The sequence below is a fragment of the Arthrobacter sp. TmtSoilC48 genome (assembly GCF_059739425.1).
Genome location: NZ_AP046049.1, coordinates 2,260,160 through 2,280,494 on the forward strand (window position 1 = coordinate 2,260,160; position 20,335 = coordinate 2,280,494).

19 protein-coding genes are annotated in these 20,335 nt (G+C 62.9%); 8 read left to right on the forward strand and 11 right to left on the reverse strand.

The window, feature by feature from the left end; all coding sequences use genetic code 11:
* Position 1: 1 nt before the first annotated feature.
* The 4 genes from AC6I97_RS10650 to AC6I97_RS10665 form a co-directional block, all read right to left on the reverse strand.
* A complete protein-coding gene (locus tag AC6I97_RS10650; protein ID WP_224090878.1) occupies positions 2 to 331 on the reverse strand; it encodes a biotin/lipoyl-containing protein in 330 nt (109 codons plus the stop codon).
* Positions 324 to 1,385, reverse strand: coding sequence for an alpha-ketoacid dehydrogenase subunit beta (locus tag AC6I97_RS10655; protein ID WP_497944859.1), 1,062 nt, complete (start codon positions 1,383 to 1,385; stop codon positions 324 to 326). The genes AC6I97_RS10650 and AC6I97_RS10655 overlap by 8 nt, the downstream gene beginning before the upstream one ends.
* On the reverse strand, positions 1,378 to 2,430 hold the full coding sequence (locus AC6I97_RS10660) for a thiamine pyrophosphate-dependent enzyme (protein ID WP_309929097.1): 1,053 nt from the start codon (positions 2,428 to 2,430) through the stop codon (positions 1,378 to 1,380). The genes AC6I97_RS10655 and AC6I97_RS10660 overlap by 8 nt, the downstream gene beginning before the upstream one ends.
* A 138-nt stretch (positions 2,431 to 2,568) precedes the next feature.
* Positions 2,569 to 3,954, reverse strand: coding sequence for an amino acid permease (locus tag AC6I97_RS10665; RefSeq protein ID WP_497944860.1), 1,386 nt, complete (start codon positions 3,952 to 3,954; stop codon positions 2,569 to 2,571).
* A 176-nt stretch (positions 3,955 to 4,130) separates the two neighbouring features.
* On the opposite strand from AC6I97_RS10665, the gene AC6I97_RS10670 reads away from it, so the two are divergent.
* From AC6I97_RS10670 to AC6I97_RS10695, 6 genes are all read left to right on the forward strand, one after another.
* Entirely contained in the window at positions 4,131 to 4,604 is a 474-nt protein-coding gene (locus AC6I97_RS10670; RefSeq protein ID WP_216923913.1) for an Lrp/AsnC family transcriptional regulator, read from the forward strand.
* Between the two features lie 112 nt (positions 4,605 to 4,716).
* Positions 4,717 to 5,436 (forward strand): NUDIX hydrolase, encoded by a 720-nt coding sequence (locus AC6I97_RS10675; protein WP_497944861.1) that lies wholly within the window; start codon positions 4,717 to 4,719, stop codon positions 5,434 to 5,436.
* Complete coding sequence (gene nadA, locus AC6I97_RS10680) at positions 5,433 to 6,740, forward strand: quinolinate synthase NadA (RefSeq protein WP_497944862.1); 1,308 nt, start codon at positions 5,433 to 5,435, stop codon at positions 6,738 to 6,740. The genes AC6I97_RS10675 and nadA overlap by 4 nt, the downstream gene beginning before the upstream one ends.
* 46 nt (positions 6,741 to 6,786) lie before the next feature.
* Positions 6,787 to 8,556, forward strand: a complete 1,770-nt coding sequence (locus AC6I97_RS10685) for an L-aspartate oxidase (protein WP_497944863.1) — start codon at positions 6,787 to 6,789, stop codon at positions 8,554 to 8,556.
* Between the two features lie 10 nt (positions 8,557 to 8,566).
* On the forward strand, positions 8,567 to 9,457 hold the full coding sequence (gene nadC, locus AC6I97_RS10690) for a carboxylating nicotinate-nucleotide diphosphorylase (protein ID WP_497947038.1): 891 nt from the start codon (positions 8,567 to 8,569) through the stop codon (positions 9,455 to 9,457).
* 5 nt (positions 9,458 to 9,462) lie between these two features.
* Positions 9,463 to 10,629, forward strand: coding sequence for a cysteine desulfurase family protein (locus tag AC6I97_RS10695; protein ID WP_497944864.1), 1,167 nt, complete (start codon positions 9,463 to 9,465; stop codon positions 10,627 to 10,629).
* Here the strand turns inward: AC6I97_RS10695 and AC6I97_RS10700 are convergent, their stop codons facing one another.
* The 4 genes from AC6I97_RS10700 to AC6I97_RS10715 form a co-directional block, all read right to left on the reverse strand.
* Complete coding sequence (locus AC6I97_RS10700; protein ID WP_497944865.1) at positions 10,630 to 11,115, reverse strand: GtrA family protein; 486 nt, start codon at positions 11,113 to 11,115, stop codon at positions 10,630 to 10,632.
* 18 nt (positions 11,116 to 11,133) lie between these two features.
* Positions 11,134 to 11,982, reverse strand: a complete 849-nt coding sequence (locus AC6I97_RS10705) for a fumarylacetoacetate hydrolase family protein (RefSeq protein ID WP_497944866.1) — start codon at positions 11,980 to 11,982, stop codon at positions 11,134 to 11,136.
* Positions 11,983 to 12,070: 88 nt separating this feature from the next.
* Positions 12,071 to 12,688, reverse strand: coding sequence for a DM13 domain-containing protein (locus AC6I97_RS10710; protein ID WP_497944867.1), 618 nt, complete (start codon positions 12,686 to 12,688; stop codon positions 12,071 to 12,073).
* A 123-nt stretch (positions 12,689 to 12,811) separates the two neighbouring features.
* Complete coding sequence (locus AC6I97_RS10715) at positions 12,812 to 13,486, reverse strand: DUF1684 domain-containing protein (RefSeq protein ID WP_497944868.1); 675 nt, start codon at positions 13,484 to 13,486, stop codon at positions 12,812 to 12,814.
* A gap of 62 nt (positions 13,487 to 13,548) precedes the next feature.
* Between AC6I97_RS10715 and AC6I97_RS10720 the strand changes: the two genes are divergently transcribed.
* Together AC6I97_RS10720 and AC6I97_RS10725 are read left to right on the forward strand one after the other, a co-directional pair.
* Positions 13,549 to 14,415, forward strand: coding sequence for a hypothetical protein (locus AC6I97_RS10720; protein ID WP_497944869.1), 867 nt, complete (start codon positions 13,549 to 13,551; stop codon positions 14,413 to 14,415).
* 70 nt (positions 14,416 to 14,485) lie between these two features.
* Positions 14,486 to 15,292, forward strand: coding sequence for a transglutaminase-like domain-containing protein (locus tag AC6I97_RS10725; protein ID WP_224164620.1), 807 nt, complete (start codon positions 14,486 to 14,488; stop codon positions 15,290 to 15,292).
* Positions 15,293 to 15,332: 40 nt separating this feature from the next.
* Here AC6I97_RS10725 and AC6I97_RS10730 read toward each other — a convergent pair whose 3' ends face one another.
* The 3 genes from AC6I97_RS10730 to AC6I97_RS10740 all read right to left on the reverse strand — a co-directional run bounded on the left by AC6I97_RS10730 (position 15,333) and on the right by AC6I97_RS10740 (position 20,285).
* Positions 15,333 to 15,809, reverse strand: coding sequence for a MarR family winged helix-turn-helix transcriptional regulator (locus AC6I97_RS10730; RefSeq protein WP_309931219.1), 477 nt, complete (start codon positions 15,807 to 15,809; stop codon positions 15,333 to 15,335).
* Complete coding sequence (locus AC6I97_RS10735; protein WP_309931222.1) at positions 15,809 to 16,933, reverse strand: LLM class flavin-dependent oxidoreductase; 1,125 nt, start codon at positions 16,931 to 16,933, stop codon at positions 15,809 to 15,811. The genes AC6I97_RS10730 and AC6I97_RS10735 overlap by 1 nt, the downstream gene beginning before the upstream one ends.
* Before the next feature lie 136 nt (positions 16,934 to 17,069).
* Complete coding sequence (locus tag AC6I97_RS10740; protein WP_497944870.1) at positions 17,070 to 20,285, reverse strand: efflux RND transporter permease subunit; 3,216 nt, start codon at positions 20,283 to 20,285, stop codon at positions 17,070 to 17,072.
* Positions 20,286 to 20,335 lie beyond the last annotated feature (50 nt).

Here is a 20,335-nt window from a genome sequence, read left to right on the forward strand (position 1 = left end):
GTCAGTCCTCATCGAGTACGGCGCTCAGGCGGACCCGGCGCTTGGGTGCTTCGTCCTTTGGAACAGTGCCCACGATCCCGGCGGTGTCATCCGGTACCTCGAACACGATCAGCGGTTCGCCGACGTTAATGGTGTCACCGGGCGCCCCGTGAATACGCACCACTTTACCTGCCTGGGGGCTGGGCAATTCGAGTGCCGACTTGCTTGTTTCGAGCTCGACGAGAGGTTGGTTGCGTTCCACCTGTTGGCCCGGTGAGACCAGCCAGTCCAGCACGGTTGCCTCGATGAGGCCTTCGCCCAGATCGGGGAGCGGGAAGGAAATTTCAGCCACGGCGGTACTCCAGTACGCGTTGGATCCCAAAGAGGATGCGGTCGATGTTGGGAATGTATTCGTCTTCGAGGTCACCGGAGGGGTAGGGGACGTCGAAGCCGGTCACGCGCTCCACCGGAGCCTTCAGCGTGTCGAAGCAACGCTGCGTGATGAGTTGGGCGACCTCGGCACCAAGGCCTGAGGTCAGGGGCGCTTCGTGCACGACGACGGCGCGTCGCGTCTTACCGACGGACGTCGCCAGGGCTTCGGCGTCGATCGGCTTCAGCCAGCGCAGGTCCAGGACCTCGACGTCGATGCCGTCCTCGGCAGCAAGTTCGGCAACCTGGAGGCATCGGGCAACCATGGCACCCCATGCGACGAGGGTCAGGTGTCGGCCTTCCCGAACCACGCGCGCTCCGGTGGGGCTGCCGCCGTCGGACGCTTCCGTGCCGGGAGTCGCGGAGGTGACGTCCACCGGACCTTTCTGCCAGTAGCGGGACTTGGGCTCCATGAAGATGACAGGATCCGGCCGAGTGGCTGCGTACTTGAGGAGGTGATAGGCGTCGTGCGGGGTGGAGGGCGAAACCACTTTCAGCCCGGGAGCGTGCGCAAAGAGTGCTTCAAGGCTTTCGCCGTGGTGTTCGGGGGCCCGGATTCCGCCGAAGCTGGGAACCCTGAGCGTGATCGGCATCGGGAGCGTGCCGCGGCTGCGGTAGTTCATGCGCGCGATCTGGCAGATGATCTGGTTGATGGCCGGGTAGGCGAAGCCGTCGAACTGGACTTCCGGGATGGGGTGAAAGCCCGCCATGGCCAGGCCCACCGACATGCCCAGGATGCCGGACTCGGCCAGTGGAGTGTCAAAGACGCGCTCCTCGCCGTGCTTGGCCTGCAGGCCATCGGTGATGCGGAAGACGCCGCCGAGGCGGCCGCAGTCTTCACCGAAGATGACAGTTTTGGGATAGTCGGCCAGGATTTCGTCCAGTGCGCGGTTGAGGGCCTGCTGCATGGACATCTGCAGAACGGGCGCAGCCGTGTCAGTCGCGGCCCCCGGCGTTTCTGTGATCGTCTCAGACATGTTCGGACTCCTTGCGCCACGCTGTGGCCTGGGATTGAAGGGTGGGTGTTGGCTCCTGGAAGACCAGGCTGAACATTTCGGCCCCCGGTCGTGGGCCAAGGGCCTCGATACCCGAACGAATGGCTTCCTCTTCCTCCTCGGCTCTCCGTTGTGCTTCGGCGAAAAACGCTGCATCCGCTACTCCGTCGGCGAGCAGGCGCTGCCGGAACCGCTCAAGGGGATCCTCGCCCGCGCCGAGCCGTTCCTCATCCAGGGTGCGGTAACGTCCGGGGTCGTCCGCCGTGGAGTGGGGCCCGCGGCGGTAGGTCATCGCTTCAATGACAACCGGCCCGTGACCCGCGCGGCAATGGGCGAAAGCCGAACGGGTGGCCTCGAAGACTGCGACGACGTCGTTGCCGTCCACCTGCAGCGAAGGAATCCCGTATCCAGCCGCGCGCGCAGCGACTGAGCCGCCGGCAACCTGGCGCTCCGTGGGGACGGAGATCGCCCAGCCGTTGTTCTGGATGAAGAAGACCACTGGCGCCTTCATCACAGCGGCAAAGTTCATGGCCTCGTGGACATCGCCCTGGGAGGATGCTCCATCGCCGAAGTACGTCATGGCAACGCCGCGTTCGCCGTCGGGCTTTCCGGAAAGGGTTTGGCCGTGGGCCCAGCCGACAGCATGCAATACGGATCCCGCCACTACAGCCTGGATGGGAGCGAAGCGGGATTCCAGCGGGTTGTACATTCCGCCATGCCACGTGGCTTTGTGCGTGGACATGTAGCCCACCATGTCCAGGCCCATTGCCCGCGCCACGCCCATCTCGCGATATGTGGGGAACACGAAGTCCATGGTCCGGTCAACGGCGTATCCGCTGCCTACCTGCGCGGCTTCCTGGCCCAGCTGGGGCGCATAGCCGGGGATGATGCCCTGGCGCTGCCAGGCGACGGCTGCTGTGTCCAGGTGGCGGACAGAAGCCATCAGGGCGTAGAGCTCACGGAGCTGTTCGTGCGTGAGCGGCGCCGCATCCTCATCGACGGCGGCGAGCAGATGTTTGGTAGTCATGGCTGTGACCCTAGTCACCGCTAGCGGGTGTGCGCAATCAGCTCAGTTTCAAGGAAACACTTTGTACAATTTGGATACGCAAAGAGGTCCTGCGCAAAACAAATTGCGCAGGACCTCTTGGTTTCAATAGGCAGGTGGCTACTTGATGTGCACGGGCTGCTTACCGGCCTTCGCCTTGGCGTTGAGGAAGCATCCGACGGCGATAACCAGGATCAGGATGAACGTACCGATCAGCTGGCCGGCGCTCTCAGGGTTGGCAAAACCCACCACGAGGATGATGCCCAGCAGGACGATCCCCACGACCGTAAGCACCGGGAAGCCCTTCATGCGCAGCGGCAGCTCGGTTCCTTCGCGGTCGGCCCTGCGGCGCAGGATGAACTGGGAGACCAGGGCAGTGCCCCACACCACCAGGCATGTGGACCCCACGAGGTTCAGGAGCGCAGGCAGTACGTGCTCGGGGAAGAGCAGTTCCAGCACGGTCGCGATGAAGCCGAATGCAACGGAAATCCCGACGGCGGCCACCGGCACCTTGGAGCCGCTCAGCTTGGACAGGAAACCAGGAGCCTCGCCGCGCTCTGACAGGGAGAAGATCATCCTTGAAGCGCCGTAGAGGTTGGCGTTCAGGGCTGACAACAGTGCGACGACAGCTACGAGCGTGATCGCAGCGCCCGCTCCCGGGATACCGGCGAGGTCCAGTACGCCCGCGAACGGGGACTTCAGGCCGTCGGAGCCAACGGGAAGAGCCGCTGCGATGACGAAAACCGAGCCGATGTAGAAGACCAGGATGCGCCAAACCACTGTCCGGATGGCCTTGCCGACGCTGTGCGCGGGGTTCTCTGTTTCGGCAGCGGCGACGCTGACGATTTCCGTTCCGCCGAAGGCGAAGATCACCACGAACAAAGCAGCTGCGATGCCGCCGATTCCGTTGGGGGCGAAGTCTCCGAAGGCCGAGAGGCCCGGCGAGGCAACGTTGGGCAACCAGCCGAAGAGCAGGGCTGCGCCGATGAGGAGGAAGATGACGATTGCCGCGACTTTCAGGATCGCGAACCAGAATTCGAACTCGCCAAAATTGCGTACGCCCACGAGGTTGATGCCGGTGAACGCCACCATGAACACCAGTGCGAGCACCCACACCGGAATCACTGGCCAGACGGTAAAGAGCAGGCCTGCCGCGCCAAGGGCTTCGGCTGCGATGACCACCACCAGTTGCAGCCACCAGAGCCAGCCAATGGTGCCGCCGGCGGTCTTGCCCATGGCTTTTTCGGCGTAGACGGAGAATGCTCCGCTGTTGGGGTTTGCGGCAGCCATCTCGCCCAGGGCCCACATGACCAGGATGATCAGGGTACCCGCTACGAGGTAGGAGATCAGGACCGCCGGTCCGGCGGCCTGGATGCCTGCGCCGGAGCCGAGGAAGAGGCCTGCTCCGATGGCGCTTCCGAGCCCCATCATGGTGAGTTGGCGTGGCTTAAGTGAATGGCCAAGGCCGGATGTTGGCGCAGGAGCCGCGATGGACTTCGTTGTCATACGTGTCTACCTTCTATGGATTTCATACTTGGTGTAGCGAGCCGGCCTCTTGGGCTGAGCAAGCTGGGCGTCGACGACGCAGCAAGAGCCGTGGAATAATTCTCGCAGTTTGTAAGATACATCACTTTTTGCTGTGGCGATGTGATGGGTAAGAATCCCCGGGGACAGGAACTTTGATGCTGGTCGATGCGCTTGATGCAAAAATTGTACGTTTCTTCACTGATTCGCCGAGGTCTTCCGTCTTGGAGGCCTCCCGTGTGCTGAGGGTTGCCAGGGCTACGGTGCAATCCCGGATTGACCGAATGATCGAGAACGGAGTAATCGGCTCCTGGGTTCCGCAGCCGGATCCTGCCAACTTCGGCTTCCCCGTGGTGGCATTCTGTTCGGTCACCATCACCCAGGAGATCGGTCACGACGCCATCATCCAGAGCCTGAGCGCCATCCCGGAGATCATCGAAGTGCACACCGTGACGGGGAATTCGGACCTCATGGTGCGTATCGCAGCCCGTTCCAATCCGGACATGCAACGCGTGTTGGACGCCATGATTGCCACCAAATCCGTGGTCCGTTGTTCGTCCGTCATTGTGCTCAACAGCCACATCCAGGGCCGGACCCTGCCGCTGATGGAAGCCGCCGCCAAGTCAGTGTGACGCAAAGCATTTTGCCTACAGGCTGCGGAGTCGTACCATTAGTTCTAGTCATAGTGACTTTAACTCAGGTTCCAGTGCGTGGAGGACGATCTCCAGGCGGCGACAAAGCGAGGTGAACGCCGTGAATCCGATATCAGCCAACGTTGCTGAACGCCGCTTGGCGCCGCCGTCGTTGGCCATTTCGACGGTGATTTTCGCCCTCCGTCCCAGCGAAAAGTCCGGCCGTCCCACGCTGTGGCTTCCGCTGGTCCGTAGGATCCGCGAGCCCTACAAGGACATGTGGGCGCTGCCGGGCGGTCCTTTGGCGCACGACGAGTCCCTTCAGGACGCGGCATCGCGCAACCTCCGGGAGACAACGGGCCTGACGCCGCAATATCTTGAGCAGCTCTACGCTTTCGGCGGCCTGCACCGATCACCCAGCCAGCGGGTCGTCTCGATCGTCTACTGGGCCCTGGTCCAGCCGACCGAAGCCGCCCTCGCGGACGAATCGGAAAACGTGAGGTGGTTCCGGGCAGACAGGCTCGGCGAACTCGCCTTCGACCACAACGCGATCGTGGACTACGCACTCTGGCGGCTCCGCAACAAAATGGCCTACGGTTCCATCGCCTACCACCTGCTGGGAGAGTTCTTCACGCTCGCGCAGGTCCGCGAAGTCTACGAGGCCGTCCTGGACCGTCAACTGGACCCGGCGAACTTTCGCCGGCACATCAAAGCCACACCGGAAATTGAAGAAACCGGTGAATACCTGCAAGGCGGAAAACACCGTCCGCCACGCCTCTACCGCTTCACCGGCACGCCCGGCCTCGGGCCAGATAACAGGAGTACACCATGAGCAGCGTCAACACTGCCGTCCAGCTGATCACGCGGGAGGAAGCCGAGAAGGGGCTTTCCGCCGCCGGATCCACCTGCAGCCCGGCCCTGGCCAAAGGCCCCTGGGAGTATGACCTTGCCGAGGCACTTGCCGGTGCCCCCGCCTACGGACCAGGAGCCTCCAGCAGCGACGTCGCTCCCAAGGAAACGCCGCGCCAGGGACAGCTCCCGGACGAGTACAAACGGGCAACGGATGCCGAACTGGATGCCCGGATCCGCGCTGCCAAAAAGACGCTCGGGGACCGCGCCGTGATCCTGGGCCACTTCTACCAGCGTGACGAAGTGATCCAGTACGCCGACTTCGTGGGTGACTCTTTCCAGCTGGCCAACGCTGCGCTGACAAAGCCCGACGCCGAAGCCATCATCTTCTGCGGCGTCCACTTCATGGCAGAGACTGCGGACATCCTGTCCACGCCGGAACAGGCCGTCATCCTGCCGAACCTCGCGGCTGGCTGCTCCATGGCGGACATGGCTGATGAGGACTCGGTAGAGGAATGCTGGGAACAGCTCGAAGAAATCTTCGGCACGGACACTGATGCCCAGGGCCGCGTTCCGGTCATCCCCGTCACCTACATGAACTCCTCCGCTGCGCTGAAGGCCTTCTGTGGCCGCAACGGCGGAATTGTCTGCACGTCCTCCAACGCCAAGGTTGTCCTGGAATGGGCCTTCGAACGTGGGCAGCGCGTCCTGTTCTTCCCCGACCAGCACCTGGGCCGCAACACGGCAAAGGCCCTCGGCGTCCCGCTCGAGCAGATGCCCATGTGGAACCCGCGCAAGGAATTGGGTGGCAACGACGAAAAGACGCTGCTGGACGCCCGCGTGATCCTCTGGCACGGTTTCTGCTCGGTCCACAAGCGCTTCAACGTAGGCCAGATCGAGAAGGCCCGCGTCGATTTCCCCGGCGTGAACGTAATCGTGCACCCCGAGTGCCCCATGGACGTCGTGGATGCCGCGGACTCCGCCGGTTCCACCGACTTCATCAAGAAGGCCATCGCTGCCGCCACCGAACCCACCACGTTCGCCATCGGTACGGAAATCAACATGGTGAACCGGCTCGCTGCGGAAAACCCACAGCACACGATCTTCTGCCTGGACCCCGTGATCTGCCCCTGCTCCACCATGTACCGCATCCATCCCGGCTACCTCGCATGGGTGCTGGAGGAACTCGTCCAAGGACGCATCGTCAACCGCATCACCGTGGATGACGCCGTGCAGGAAAACGCCAAAATCGCGCTCGAGCGCATGCTGGCAGCCAAGCCTGCCTAACCCGCTACCCACACCGGTCTACCGGACGATCCGAATCGAGCCTCACATGACCTCAGGAAGCCTTGCTGAAGGGCGCGCGCCCAAGCGGCTGATCGTCGTCGGAAGCGGCATCGCGGGGCTGTATTCAGCCTTGCTGGCCGCCGAAGCCGGAGTAGAAGTGGTGCTGCTGACCAAGGGTGCGCTCGCGGACAGCAACACCTACTACGCCCAGGGCGGGATCTCCGCCGTGTTGGACGAGCCAGCTCCCGGTGACACGGTGGCTGCGCACATCGCTGACACCCTCAAGGCAGGGGCAGGCCACTGCAACGAAGAGGCGGTGCGGGTGTTGTGCACCGAGGCGCGGTTGGACATCGCGGGACTGGGACGGTTCGGTGTGCAGTTCGACCTCGACGACGACGGCGACCCCGCCTTGGGCCTCGAGGCCGCCCACTCAGCTCCGCGCATCCTGCACGCCGGCGGCGACGCAACCGGTGCCGGGGTGGCCGCAGCGCTGATCCGCGCCGTGCTGGATGCACAGGCGGCTGGACGGATCACGGTGATCGGACACGCGCAGGTCACATCGCTTTCGCTGGATGGCGCCCGCGTTATGGGGTGCAGCTTCATCCACGACGGGCAAGAGCTCGGCCTCCAGGCAGACGCCGTACTCCTGGCCACCGGAGGAGCAGGCCAACTGTTTGCGCAGACCACAAACCCCTCCGTGGCCACCGCCGACGGCCTTGCGCTCGCATGGCGTGCCGGAGCCGCCGTTGCAGACCTTGAGTTCTTCCAGTTCCACCCAACATGCATGGTGATACCGGCCGAGGCCAGGGAGGCAGACGGGAACAACGAACCCCTGCTGATCTCCGAAGCAGTGCGGGGCGAAGGGGCCATCCTGGTCGATGCCGGCGGACACCGGTTCATGCCCGGCTATCACCCTGATGCGGAACTCGCGCCCAGGGACGTCGTCTCCCGCAGCATCGCACTTCACCTGGCCAAACTCGGCGACCCCAACGGCCACGTGTTCCTCGACGCCACCGTGATCGAAGAACAGCGGGGCCAGGGCTTCCTGGCCAGGCGCTTCCCCACCCTCAGCAAGCGGACCCGCCAAGCCGGTGTCGACTGGACCCGGCAACTTGTCCCCGTAGCACCCGCGGCCCACTACTGGATGGGTGGTGTGGTGACCGACCTCTACGGCCGCACATCTGTGCCGGGCTTGCTCGCCGCGGGCGAGGTTGCCTGCACCGGAGTCCAAGGCGCCAACAGGCTGGCCAGCAACTCTTTGCTCGAAGGGCTCGTGTTCGGGCGGCGTGCTGTTGAAGCGTTCTTGGGGTCGACTAACGGAGTCCCTCTGCGTGCTAACTCGGCCGCGGGCGGCCTCGCTTTTACGCACGCTGCCGGGTCCCCGCCAGCCGACCAAGAAGACGCCGGCTCCCACGCGACAACGGCGCTGTCGGGGCCTCCGGCCTCGCCTGTCACTTCGGTTTTCGAAATGGATCCGGCGCCGGCTGTTGCTTTTTCGCGGCAGGCACTTCGCCGGCTGATGACTGCCAAGGCCGGCGTGCTGCGTACCGGTGGGTTGCTGGCAGAGGCCGCTGAAGTTTTGGGTTCCTGGGAGGGCGAAGTTGTTCCCCTGGAGGTGCCTGATTCCCTTGATCCCCGGGAGCATGAGGACTCCAACTTGCTCCTGGCGGCACAGTTGCTCGTCCATGCGGCCCGGGAGCGGCGGGAGTCGCTGGGGGCGCACTACCGCAGTGACGGCGTCAAGGAACCAGCCGCCGTCGAGGATTTTGACAAGCGTTACACCATGAGCCGGAAAGCGAGCCTCGTCAATGACTGACCTGACCTCCATGACCAACCTGACCCTCCCCGCAGCACCTGTACGGGACATCCTGGAGCGGGCCTTCGCGGAGGACGCACCCAGCGGTGACATCACCTCGCAACTGCTGATCCCCGCCGGCGCGCGTGCCACGGCGGTCCTGAACGCCCGCGTCCCGGGCGTCTTCAGCGGTGGAACGGTCTTCCGCGACGCCATGAAGCTCGTTGACCCGGACACCGAGGTGGAATTGCTGCTCGGCGACGGTGAAGCGTTCGACGCCGGAACCCACCTCGCGCGGGTCACCGGCAGTGCACGATCGGTACTGTTGGCAGAACGCGTCGGACTCAACCTGGTGCAGCGGATGAGCGCCATTGCCACCAAGACCGCAGAATTCGTCAGGTTGGTTGAAGGAACGCGCGCCCGGATCACGGACACCCGTAAAACCACGCCCGGTTTGCGTGTCCTGGAACGCTATGCCGTGCGCTGCGGCGGGGGAGCGAACCACCGCTACAGCCTCTCGGATGCCGTCCTGGCGAAGGACAACCACTTGGCTGTCATGACCGGCGGAGACTCCGCGAAACTGACTGAACTGCTCGCAGCCGCCAAAGCCCAGCTGGGACACACAACTCACTTTGAAGTTGAAGTTGACCGGGCAGACCAGATCGAACCCGTCCTGGCCGCGGGAGTGGACACCATCATGCTGGACAACTTTTCCATCGATGAACTCCGGGCAGGCGTCAAACAGGTAGACGGACGGGCAAACGTGGAAGCCAGCGGAAACGTCAACCTCAACACAGTGGCAGAGATCGCCGCGACAGGCGTGGATGTCATCTCGATCGGCGGGCTGACGCACAGTGTTTCGGCACTGGACCTCGGGCTGGATATTGAGCTGCGGACTGATGCAGAGCCGAAAGCAGTCTGACTTCCATGATCTTCCTGGACGCTGCAGCCACCACGCCGGTCCGGCGCGAAGTACTCGAAGCCATGTGGCCGTACCTCAGTGGCGGGTTTGGCAACCCATCCAGCCATCACAGCCTGGGTGAAGCGGCCGCCACTGCGCTCGCGGAGGCGAGGTCCGCCGTCGCGAAGGTGCTTAATTGCCGCGCGGGCGAGGTGACCTTCACCTCGGGCGGCACGGAGGCTGACAACCTGGCTGTCAAGGGAATCGCACTGGCCCGGCATGCAGCCGATCCCTCGCTGAAACGGGTAGTGATAAGCGCAATCGAGCATCCTGCCGTGGAGGAGTCCGCCCGCTACCTCGAACGCGTGCATGGCTTCACGGTGGACGTGGTGCCGGTGGACCCGGACGGACTCGTCTCAGTGGACGCGCTCCGGGCCGTCCTCCGGCCGGAGACAGCCTTGGTGAGCATCATGTATGCGAACAATGAGATCGGTACGGTCCAGCCCGTCGCGGACCTCGCTGCCGCAGCCCACGGGTTGGGCATCCCCTTCCACACTGATGCCGTCCAAGCGGCCGGCTGGCTGAGCGTGGACGTCAAGGCCCTGGGTGTGGATGCGCTGAGCCTTTCCGGCCACAAGCTGGGCGCGCCCAAGGGATCCGGTGTCCTGTTCACGAAGGGTCGGATGCGCGTGGAGCCGCTGGTTCATGGGGGAGGCCAGGAGCGGGGAAAGAGATCCGGAACGGAGAATGTAGCCGGGGCCGTGGCATTGTCCACGGCACTGACGTTGAGCCTGCGCGAGCAGCCGGAGTTGGCGGCCCGGGTTTCAGAGCTGAGGGAGCGGTTCGTCGCGCAGGTCCTCCAAACCGTCCCGGGCGCCATACTGACAGGGCATCGAAGCCGGAGGCTGCCATCAATCGCATCGTTCTGCTTCCCTGGGACCAGCGGCGAATCAGTCCTGCTTGAGCTGGAACGCCTTGGCGTGGTTTGCTCCAGTGGTTCCGCCTGCGCGGCGGGATCGGACGCCCCGTCGCCAGTACTCTTGGCGTTGGGCACGGTCCCGGAGATAGCGCAAACAGCCGTGCGCTTCAGCTTCCCCTCAACTGTTACCGAAGCCGAACTCGAGCAAGCTGCTGGAGCCGTGGAAACCGCCGTCGGGCGTGTCCGGAACCTGGCAACACCGCAACCGGGCTAGTTACACGTGGCGGGCGCGGCGGAAAATCCAATGCCTCAAGAGCGTGAACCGGACGCCTGTGGCAACGAAGCCGGAAAGCGTCGTGGTCCAGAGCTCTTCGCTGACAGTAGCCTCGGGATGGATGAGATGCAGGATGCCCAGGCTCCCTCCAGTGATGACCAGGGCAATGCCTATGACGATCAACCCGTGAATGTGGTCCTGGCCGCGTTTCCTGCTGCCGCTGATCTTGAAGGTCAGCCTGCGGTTGAGCGCTGTGTTCATGATCGAGGTCACGATCAGCGCCACGGCGTTGGCGAGCTGGGGGTCAATCCAGGGACGCAGCAACGCGTAGAGGGCAAGCGAACTTGCTGTGCAGAGAATTCCGACGCCGGTGAAGCGAAGCAATTGCCGCACCACGGGGTACTTGAGAAGGCCGCGATGCCTCTTCCTGGGGGGCCTTTGTAACGGAGGCGGGCGCAGTTCGGTGGCGTCTGCGGCTGTCTCCATGAGGTTAAGCCTGACACACTATGCGGGCACGCCCTCCCAGGAAGCGGTGGTGACGGGGTTGGCGAGCTCCCCAATTCCTTCCACCCGGCACACCACGGTGTCACCTGGCTGAATGCGCGCGCATTCGGCGGGGAAGCCAGTCAGGACCAGGTCGCCGGGGTGGAGGGTCATGAACGAGGTCAGATAGACCATGATCTCGTCCACTTTCCAGCCGAGGTCCGCCGAGCTTGCGGTTTTGAGCGCGGTGCCGTTGTGGACGATCCCGATGGAAAGATCTGCGGCGTCGAGGTCGGTGACGATCCACGGACCTGCAGGCGTAAAGGTGTCCTGGCTCTTCGCGCTGATCCAGAGTTCGTCGGTCTTTTGGAGGTCGCGTGCGGAGACATCGTTCCCGATGGTGTAGCCGAGGATTGCCGACCCCGCCGTTTCCAGCGTCAGGCCCCGCGCTGTACGTCCGACGACGACCGTCAGTTCGGCTTCCGGGTCAACATGACCAACGTTCGAACTCAGCTGGATCGCTTCGCCGGGGCCGATCACGCTGGAGGCGGCCTTGTGAAATGCCTGTGGTTGAAGGTCCCTGCCAGCTTGCCCGGTGTTGTGGGCCATACCAAAGACGTTGGCCGGCACGGAGGGCGCGAGGAAAGTGAAAGAACCCTCGCTCACCCCCGTCCCCGGTTCCCAACCGAGGCGCGTGGGGCTACTCGCGTTTGCCCTTGATGCCTCGAAGGGCGAATCGATAACAATCCAGTGCGTCCCCGCTTCGGATTTGAAGTCATGGGCGTCGTTGGCAACGAAGAATTGCTCGTTGGGATCCTGTGAATCCAAGGGGCGGACGCGGGCGATGCGACGGGGAAGGCGGAAAGTCATGATGACATCCTACGTCCTGCAATCTGTTGTGGGGCCCGCTTTACGCCCTAAGACCCCTTGTAAAGGCGCAGACGTGGCCCACAACGGGTCAGGCGAGCTGCGCCGATCCGAAAGCGACGCTGAAACGGTCACACCAGAGCACCACCGATGACAGGCCTGAGACGTCCACTCCGGATGGGATGACGTAGTTCTGGTTGCCGTGCGTGGCCTTGATGGGGCCGAGGTCCACATACCGACCCGAGCGGTACTTGTACCAATCGCCTCCTGCTTCAAGGCTGCTAAGCCAGACCTTGACGTCCGGCCCGTCGCTGCTGGCCAGGTTTTCCAGCCTCAGCACACGGGAGCCATCGGGCAGTTCCAGGAGCTGTGCAGTTCCGGAAGTCTGATGCTCCTGGGATTGGAAATTGCCGAAGCCCAGCACCACAGGTTCCGTCTTGACTGCTGGCGAGGAGGCAGAGGTGTTGGGGGCAGGGGAGCCACTGCCCTGTGCGTCGGAAGTCAGTGCATCGGACGACTGTGCATTAGAGGGAGACGCCGACGTTGATGAAGGAGGATCCCAAGGCAGGGCCTCGTTCACGCTGCTGCTCGTAAACAGCCGCCAGGGCTGGAACAGCGCGGCCCCAACGACGACCAGGACCACGACCGCCACGCCCACCACGGTGGCAAGGGCCCTGTGGCCACGGATCATCCGCCCAATTCTGTTCATGCTCCAAGGCTAGGCTTTTACGGTCCGGCCCACAGTTCCCAAAACTTACGGTTCCGTGACGCCGACCCCGTCCTTCCCAGGCGCCGCAGTGTCGGTCCGCACCGCGGCTGGCTTCGGGAGGCGTTAGCCTTCTCCCAAATACAGTTCACCCACTGGTACCTCCGCTGCGAGCCGGTTGGCCGGTCCGGCAAGGGGGCACGCCCAGGCTTCGTTATAGGCGCAGGACGGGTTGTAGGCGAAGTTTAAGTCCACGATGAACTCCTGCCGTTCATCGATGCGGCGAACACCGTGGTAAGCGCCCTTCACGGTGTCCAAAAGGTATCTTCCGGCGCCGTAGCTTCCACCCTCTTTGCCGGCAGTAGCGTCGCGCAAAGGCACGAAGATGCCGCCCCCGTAGCTTCGCAGCCGCCAAACGGCCAGGGACCCGAGCCCCGGCAACTCAAAGGTTCCAATCCTCACAAACGGAACTACGCCGTCGGTCCCTGTCTGAACATTCATTTCCTGTCCCGTTCCCTCCGGCGACAGCGGAACGTACATCCGGAAGGCGGGATCGTAGTCGGCCGTACGCAGCCCGGAGAAGGATGCTTTCATCTCTGCTGTCAGGGCGGATGCGGGATGGGTAGCAAACATCCGGTCCCGCTCCTGGCGCCAATAGTTGTGTGCATCGAACGGATCCGTAGCCGCCAGCTGCCGTACTTGGTCATAGAGGGCGAAGGTCCGAAGCCGCCAGTCCGCAACGTCAACGGCGGACATGATGGGCATGTTGTCCTCGAATGCCTCGTGCTGATCGGGAGCCATGTCTTCAGCCTAGTACGCCGTCAAATCCCGTGTCGGGCCTTCCCCGCCGATAAGCTGTGCGCATGAACGGCACTCCCCACCCGGACGGTATGACGGCGAAGCTTCGGTTCGGCGCATTGGTACTGGGTGCTGTCCTGCTGACAACTACCGCGGCCTGTTCCACTGAAAACAAGGGGCCACAGGTTTCCCAGACCTCCGGCTCCCATCCCAATGGTTCAGAGTCCGGCCTCCCGTCCCAAGGCTCCGGGTCGAAAAGCACGACGCCGCCAGGAGACGCCGTCTCCGACCCGCCGACCGCGACACCCGGCTCAAGTGCTGCAACCAGCTCTGACCCGAGCCCGGCAGCCACGGCGTTGACCTGGAAGACCTACACGGATCCCGCCAAAAAAATCAGCTTCGAACTCCCCGGCGATTGGATTGCACAGTCGGTCACGGCTCAAGCCGGCTCATTGCCCGGTGCCCTTAAGGTCGAAGTCAAAGATGGCGGGGGCCGATACATCGCGACCCTTCAGACAGGTCTGCCTCCTGCAGGTCCAATCTCTTGCCCCGCGGGCCAAAGCCATCCCTACGTTGTTATCAGCAGTGTGCCACTGGATGTTCCGCACTCCGATGGTCCGGACACCATTGATCCCCGCGTCGTTTTCCGCGTGATCCAGGGCTACAAATTCTTCGGATCCTATGGCATCACCAACATGGTGGCTGGCGCCGACGGGCATGCCTGCGAACTGAGGAACCGCGTTCAGGGGCCTGCCGGCAAGGGCGACTACTCTTTCGGGGATGTCACGGCGGTCCATGCCTTCGCCGCCGATGAAAAAGTAGCCCCCGCAAAGACTTTTGACACCTTGGACCTGGCCGCGAAGTACGTCGCCCACGATTCTGAATTCGCGAACGTCCAACGGATGCTACTGTCTCTGAAGGTCAATCTGTAGTCCTGCGGTTGGCTGATCCACACAACGGCGACATCGGGGGCTGTCCCGCCGCAACCCACCCCGGAGATCAATGGAACGCAACGTTGCTGCCAAGCTCGTTTTCAAGACTGTAGCCAACACGAAAGTGGCCATGGCCATTGCCGTGGCCAACAATCCGGGGTACGAGTCAGTGACGGAAACACTCTCCATCACTCTGGATGGGAACGAGATTCCTTTCGCTGAACTCAGCGACCATCACGGGGGCCGCTTCCAATATATGGAATTCGCGGAGCCCAGCGAAGTGACGGTTGACTACCAGGCAACGGTCCATGGCTTCGCAGAATGCGACACACCCTCTCCGATGGAACTCATCCGGTACGTCCGGCCGAGCCGCTACGCCGAATCTGATCGGTTGCTGCCCACCTCTTACGCCGAGTTCGGCAGCCTTGGCGGGGCCGAACTGCTCCACGCTGTCCGCGATTGGGTCAACGGAGAGCTTCGTTACGTCAGTGGGTCCTCACGAGGAACCGACGGGGCGGTGGAGACGCTTCTCCACCGCCGGGGTGTATGCCGTGACTTCGCCCATCTGGCCATCGCCCTGTTGCGGTCCAAGGATGTTCCCGCCCGCCTCGCGGCTGTGTACGCACCCGGTCTGAGCCCCATGGACTTCCACGCTGTGGCAGAGGCCTACATCGAGAATGAATGGCACATCATCGATCCCACGGGGCTGGCGCCCCGCGGGTCCATGCTTCGCATTACGGCAGGACGGGATTCTTCAGACACAGCCTTCTTGTCCACTGTAGGTGGCAGCCTGTCGCTGAAGACCCTCAAAGTCAGTGCATCAGTCAACGGTGAGCTCCCAATGGAGGATCCACGGCAGCTCGTCCGCCTGCGCTGAGATAACCTGCGCTGAAATTAACCTGCGCAGGGTGGCAGGCTTACCCGTGCGTCCCCTGGTGTCCTGACACCGAGGCCCGCAGCTTCTCCGTCAGCCGCAACAGCTCGCGCTGCTCCTCCACAGTCAGCGCCGGCCCCACGAGTTGCGCAATATCACGCACGTGTTCCCGGCCAATTGTTTTTTGCAGCTCGCTGCCTGATTCGGTCAGGGACAGCAGCACTCCACGGCCGTCGTCGGGCGCTGTTGTCCGTTCCACCAAACCGCGCTTCTCCAGACGGTCCACCAAACGGCTCAGGCTGGACTGGCTCAGCAGCACTTTGTCATTGATCTCGTTCAACCGCAGCTGGCCCGAAGGGCATCGCGAGAGCGTGAACAGGACGTCGTACTCCTTCACGGGCAGTGATTTGAACGCAGGACCTGATTGAAGTTTCCGCATCACCGCCACCTGGGAGCGGAACAGCGACTCCCAGGTCTCGGCCGCGAGGCGAACGGCGGATGACGCCGAAGGGCTGGACATCAGGCCTCCTGACCCGGGGCTCCAGCTGGAGCAGACTCGTTGACGCTGGCCTCCATGGCGGCAGCAACGCGGGAAGCATGCGTCGGCGCGTCCGGCACGGTGGCCGGCTTCAAGGCAGCATATTCCTTGCGGAGCACGGGAAGGACTTCCTCGCCGAAGAGGTCAAGCTGCTCCAGTACGGTCTTCAGGGGCAAACCTGCGTGATCGATCAGGAACAACTGCCGCTGGTAGTCGCCAAAGAACTCACGGAAGGTGAGCGTCTTCTCGATGACTTCCTGCGGACTGCCCACGGTCAGGGGAGTCTGTGAGGTGAAGTCCTCCAAGGAAGGGCCGTGGCCGTACACCGGCGCGTTGTCGAAGTAGGGGCGGAACTCCTTGACGGCGTCCTGGGAATTCTTCCTCATGAAGAACTGGCCACCCAATCCCACGATTGCCTGGTCGGCCGTGCCGTGCCCATAGTGCTCGTAGCGCTCGCGGTAGAGGCCGATCAACTGCTGGTAGTGCTCCTTGGGCCAGAAGATGTTGTTGGCGAAGAAGCCGTCGCCATAGTAGGCAGCTACTTCGGCGATCTGCGGCGTGCGGATTGATCCGTGCCACACGAAGGGGGCAACGCCGTCCAAGGGGCGCGGTGTGGACGTGAAGTTCTGCAGTGGTGTGCGGAACTTGCCCGACCAATTGACCGTATCCTCATCCCACAACTTGCGGAGCAGGCTGTAGTTTTCGATCGCGAGCTCGATCCCGTCCTGGATGTTCTTGCCGAACCAGGGGTATACAGGAGCTGTGTTCCCGCGCCCAAGCACCAGATCTACCCGGCCATCGGAGAGATGCTGCAGCATCGCGAAGTCCTCGGCGATCTTGACCGGGTCATTCGTGGTGATCAGGGTTGTGGCCGTGGACAAGGTGATGCGCTCGGTCTGGGCTGCGATGTAGGCCAGGGTGGTGGTGGGGGAGGATGAGAAGAAGGGCCGGTTGTGGTGCTCGCCAATGGCATAGACATCCATGCCGATTTCTTCAACCTTTTTGGCGATGGCAACCGAGGCCTTGATGCGTTCGTTCTCCGTGGGCGTGCGGCCCGTGGTGGGGTCAGTGGTGATGTCACTGACGCTGAATACGCCGATCTGCATGATGTGCCTTTCTCCCTGCCCGTGGTGCCGGGCTCTGTAAACAGTGTATCCCAAACTAGATGCATTTGCATGTATCACTGCCTGTAACAGGACAGGGCCGGGAATTGTTCCCGGCCCTGTTGGCTGTGATGCGGCGCTACTCCGCGGGGTTGTTTGCCGCCCGGCGTCCGGTAACGCGGGGCACCATTCCAGTGGTCCAATCGGCGAAGTCGTCCTTGCCGTTCCCGCCGTTTCCCGGACCGGGTGTGACTTCGGGACGGTGTTGCAATTGCTTCAGGAGTTGTTTTTTCTCCCGGCGTCCCTCCACCAGCTTGTAAAGGACGGGGACCAGGATGAGTGTTAGCGCCGTCGAGGACACCAGGCCACCGATCACGACGATTGCCAGCGGCTGCGAAATGAAACCACCGCCACCAGTGAGGCCCAGGGCCATCGGAGTCAGCGCGAACACCGTGGCCAACGCCGTCATCAGGATGGGGCGCAGGCGCTGACGGGCACCGTGGGTAATGGCATCAGCCACGTTCATGCCCGGCGTGCGGTTGTGGGGTTTGCGGTACTGGTTGATGAGGTCGATCAGCACGATTGCGTTGGTGACCACGATGCCAACAAGCATCAGCATGCCAATCAGCGATGGCAAACCCAGCGGAACGCCCGTAGCCAACAGCAAGCCCACAGCGCCCGTGGCAGCGAAGGGGACGGAAACCAGGAGGATCAGCGGCTGCACCAACGATTTGAAGGCGGCCACCATGATCACGTAGACGATCGCGATCGCGGCCAGGAGAGCCAGGCCAAGTTGCCGGAAGGACTCCGCCTGCTGCGTCGTGGCACCACCGATCGCGGCAGTGACGCCGGCAGGCAAGTCAACGGACGCCAACCGCTTCTGAACTTCCGTGCTGACGCTGCCAAGGTTGGACCCCGACGGCGTCACCGTCACCTTCGCGGTCCGCTGGCCGTTGCTGCTGGTGATGGACACCGGCGTATCGACTTGTTCCACGGTCGCGATACTCTCCAGCGACACAGGACCACGCGGCGTCGGAAGTGGCAGTGCGCGTACCGCCACGATGCTGGTAAAGCGCGTTCCCTTTCCAATCTGGACGGGGTAGTCGTTGGTCTCGATGCGTACCGTACCTGCCGGAACCGGGCTGACGGTCGACGCCAGGAAAGCCCCCACCTGCTCCTCCGTCAGACCGGCGGCCACTGCCTTCGCACGATCCACGCGCACTTGGACCACGGACTGGTTCGCGGCGAGGTTGGTAGACACCTCGGTGCTGCCGGGTACGTCCTGCATCGCCTTGACCATGGTGTCACTTGCAGGTTGAAGATCAGCGGAATTGGCGGCCTTGATGGTGATGTCCACCGTCGATGATGTGCCAAATCCGCCCTGCTGGGAACCCACACTGATCTTGCCCGCTGCACCCTGGAGCTTGGAGCGGACATCATCCTGAAGCTTCTTCTGGTTCGCTTTCTCGTCCGTAACGATCGTGAAGGTCGAGTTGGAGGAACCAGTTGACGTTAGCGCGGCGAAGCCGGACTGGGCGTTACCGGACGTCACCTGGACGTCCTTGATGCCCTCCATGCCCCGGAGCATATCCTCCACCTTGGTGGCTTCAGCGCTGGTGGCCTCCAGGCTCGTTCCTGCGGGAAGGACCTGGCGCACTGTCATGCTGTTCTCGCCGGATCTCCCCAGCAGGTCCGTGGCAAGCAGCGGCGATACCGCGACCGTCGCCACCAGCACCAAGGCCGCCGCGGACAAAGTAAGGACGGGGTGCTTCTGGGTCTTCGCGAGGATAGGCAAATAACCCCGCTGGAGCCGGCTGCGCTGCTCGGCCTCCCGGGCCTTCGCAGCAGCCTCGTTGCGCGTGATTGATGCTTCGGCATCCTGGCGGGGCGAAGGAAGGAACCAGTAAGCCAGGACTGGAACGATCGTGAGGGAAACCAGCAGGGATGACAACAGGGCGATGGTTACCGTCAGGGCAAAGGGCCGGAACAACTCGCCCGCGAGGTCCCCAACGAAGGCGATGGGCAGGAAGACAGCCACTGTGGTCAGGGTGGACGCAGTGATAGCGCCGGCAACTTCCCGGATGGAGGTCAGGATGGCGGCCAGCTTGTGCTCGCCATAACTTAAGTGCCGCTTGATGTTCTCGATCACCACGATCGAATCATCAACCACACGGCCAATGGCGATGGTAAGCGCACCGAGAGTAAGGATGTTCAACGAGTAGCCCGTGGCGGAAATGCCGATGAACGTAATTAAGAGGGAAAGCGGGATCGACACTGCGGTAACCAGCGTGGACCGCACGGACATGAGGAAGACAAGGATGACAGCGACGGCAAATCCCAGGCCAAGGAGCCCTTCGGTGGTGAGGTCCTTGATGGACTTCTCTATGAAGGGAGCCTGGTCGAAGACTGGCGTGAAGGCAGCGTTGTTCCCCAACTCTGCTTCCATCGGCGCAAGTGCGTCCCGCACCGCGTGCGAAATCGCCACAGTGTCGCCTTCGGGCTTCTTGGTGACTGACAGCGCCAGCGTTGGCTTGCCATTCGTGCGCGTGATGGACGTGGCGGCATCGTCCTCGATGCTGACATCAGCCACAGTTCCGATGGTGGCGGAATCCTTGGCGCCGGATATCGGCAAGCCCTTAATGACGTCAAGGGAATCAACCGGGCTGCCCAGTTGCAGGGACAGGGTTTTGCCCTGGTCCTCTATGGTGCCCACAGGAACCAGGGCACCGTTGTTCTTCAGTGCGCTGCTGATCGACTGGATGGACGCACCCTTCGCCGCAAGATCGGCAGGGCGGGGCTGGATCAGGATGTGCTGCTTGGAGCCGCCAGTCAGATCGGCGCCGCGTACGCCGTCGATTTTTTGCAGTCGGGGAACGCTCAAGCGCTGGAGGTCGGCATTGAGTTCGCTGAGCGGTTTGTCAGAGGAGACAGCCAGGAACACGATCGGAAAGTCACTGATGTTGCCGGCAATGGATTGAGGTTCGACGTCGGCCGGAAGCACGCGTTTGGCGTTGGATATCGCGCGGTCGATCTGGTTCCGTGCACGGTCAAGGTTGGAGCCGTACGTGAACACCATGGTGATCTGCGAAACACCATTGCGGGATGTGGAGGTAGTGGACTCAAGTCCCTCGACGCTGTTCAGGGCCGTCTCAAGGGGCCTGCTCAGCTGCTTGTCCACCACTTCGGGAGAAGCGCCCGGCATGGAGGTAATGACGGTGATCTGCGGGAACTCGATCGACGGAATAAGTTCCTGCTTGAGCGAGCCCATGGTGATCACGCCGAACACCGCCGCAAAGACGGTGATCAGCGCGATCAGGGCACGGTTTCCCAGGGACAACGTGGCCAGGCGGAACATTGCATAGTCTCCTGAGATCTACGGAATAATTCGGCTGACGGGAACCCGGC

What these genes read in the sequence shown, in the direction of transcription:
- AC6I97_RS10655 (WP_497944859.1), bottom strand. Translation starts at nt 1,385, where the DNA reads ATGTCTGAGACGATCACAGAAACGCCGGGGGCCGCGACTGACACGGCT.
- AC6I97_RS10660 (WP_309929097.1), bottom strand. Translation starts at nt 2,430, where the DNA reads ATGACTACCAAACATCTGCTCGCCGCCGTCGATGAGGATGCGGCGCCG.
- AC6I97_RS10665 (WP_497944860.1), bottom strand. Translation starts at nt 3,954, where the DNA reads ATGACAACGAAGTCCATCGCGGCTCCTGCGCCAACATCCGGCCTTGGC.
- AC6I97_RS10670 (WP_216923913.1), top strand. Translation starts at nt 4,131, where the DNA reads ATGCTGGTCGATGCGCTTGATGCAAAAATTGTACGTTTCTTCACTGAT.
- nadA (WP_497944862.1), top strand. Translation starts at nt 5,433, where the DNA reads ATGAGCAGCGTCAACACTGCCGTCCAGCTGATCACGCGGGAGGAAGCC.
- AC6I97_RS10685 (WP_497944863.1), top strand. Translation starts at nt 6,787, where the DNA reads ATGACCTCAGGAAGCCTTGCTGAAGGGCGCGCGCCCAAGCGGCTGATC.
- nadC (WP_497947038.1), top strand. Translation starts at nt 8,567, where the DNA reads ATGACCAACCTGACCCTCCCCGCAGCACCTGTACGGGACATCCTGGAG.
- AC6I97_RS10695 (WP_497944864.1), top strand. Translation starts at nt 9,463, where the DNA reads ATGATCTTCCTGGACGCTGCAGCCACCACGCCGGTCCGGCGCGAAGTA.
- AC6I97_RS10700 (WP_497944865.1), bottom strand. Translation starts at nt 11,115, where the DNA reads ATGGAGACAGCCGCAGACGCCACCGAACTGCGCCCGCCTCCGTTACAA.
- AC6I97_RS10705 (WP_497944866.1), bottom strand. Translation starts at nt 11,982, where the DNA reads ATGACTTTCCGCCTTCCCCGTCGCATCGCCCGCGTCCGCCCCTTGGAT.
- AC6I97_RS10710 (WP_497944867.1), bottom strand. Translation starts at nt 12,688, where the DNA reads ATGAACAGAATTGGGCGGATGATCCGTGGCCACAGGGCCCTTGCCACC.
- AC6I97_RS10715 (WP_497944868.1), bottom strand. Translation starts at nt 13,486, where the DNA reads ATGGCTCCCGATCAGCACGAGGCATTCGAGGACAACATGCCCATCATG.
- AC6I97_RS10720 (WP_497944869.1), top strand. Translation starts at nt 13,549, where the DNA reads ATGAACGGCACTCCCCACCCGGACGGTATGACGGCGAAGCTTCGGTTC.
- AC6I97_RS10725 (WP_224164620.1), top strand. Translation starts at nt 14,486, where the DNA reads ATGGAACGCAACGTTGCTGCCAAGCTCGTTTTCAAGACTGTAGCCAAC.
- AC6I97_RS10730 (WP_309931219.1), bottom strand. Translation starts at nt 15,809, where the DNA reads ATGTCCAGCCCTTCGGCGTCATCCGCCGTTCGCCTCGCGGCCGAGACC.
- AC6I97_RS10735 (WP_309931222.1), bottom strand. Translation starts at nt 16,933, where the DNA reads ATGCAGATCGGCGTATTCAGCGTCAGTGACATCACCACTGACCCCACC.
- AC6I97_RS10740 (WP_497944870.1), bottom strand. Translation starts at nt 20,285, where the DNA reads ATGTTCCGCCTGGCCACGTTGTCCCTGGGAAACCGTGCCCTGATCGCG.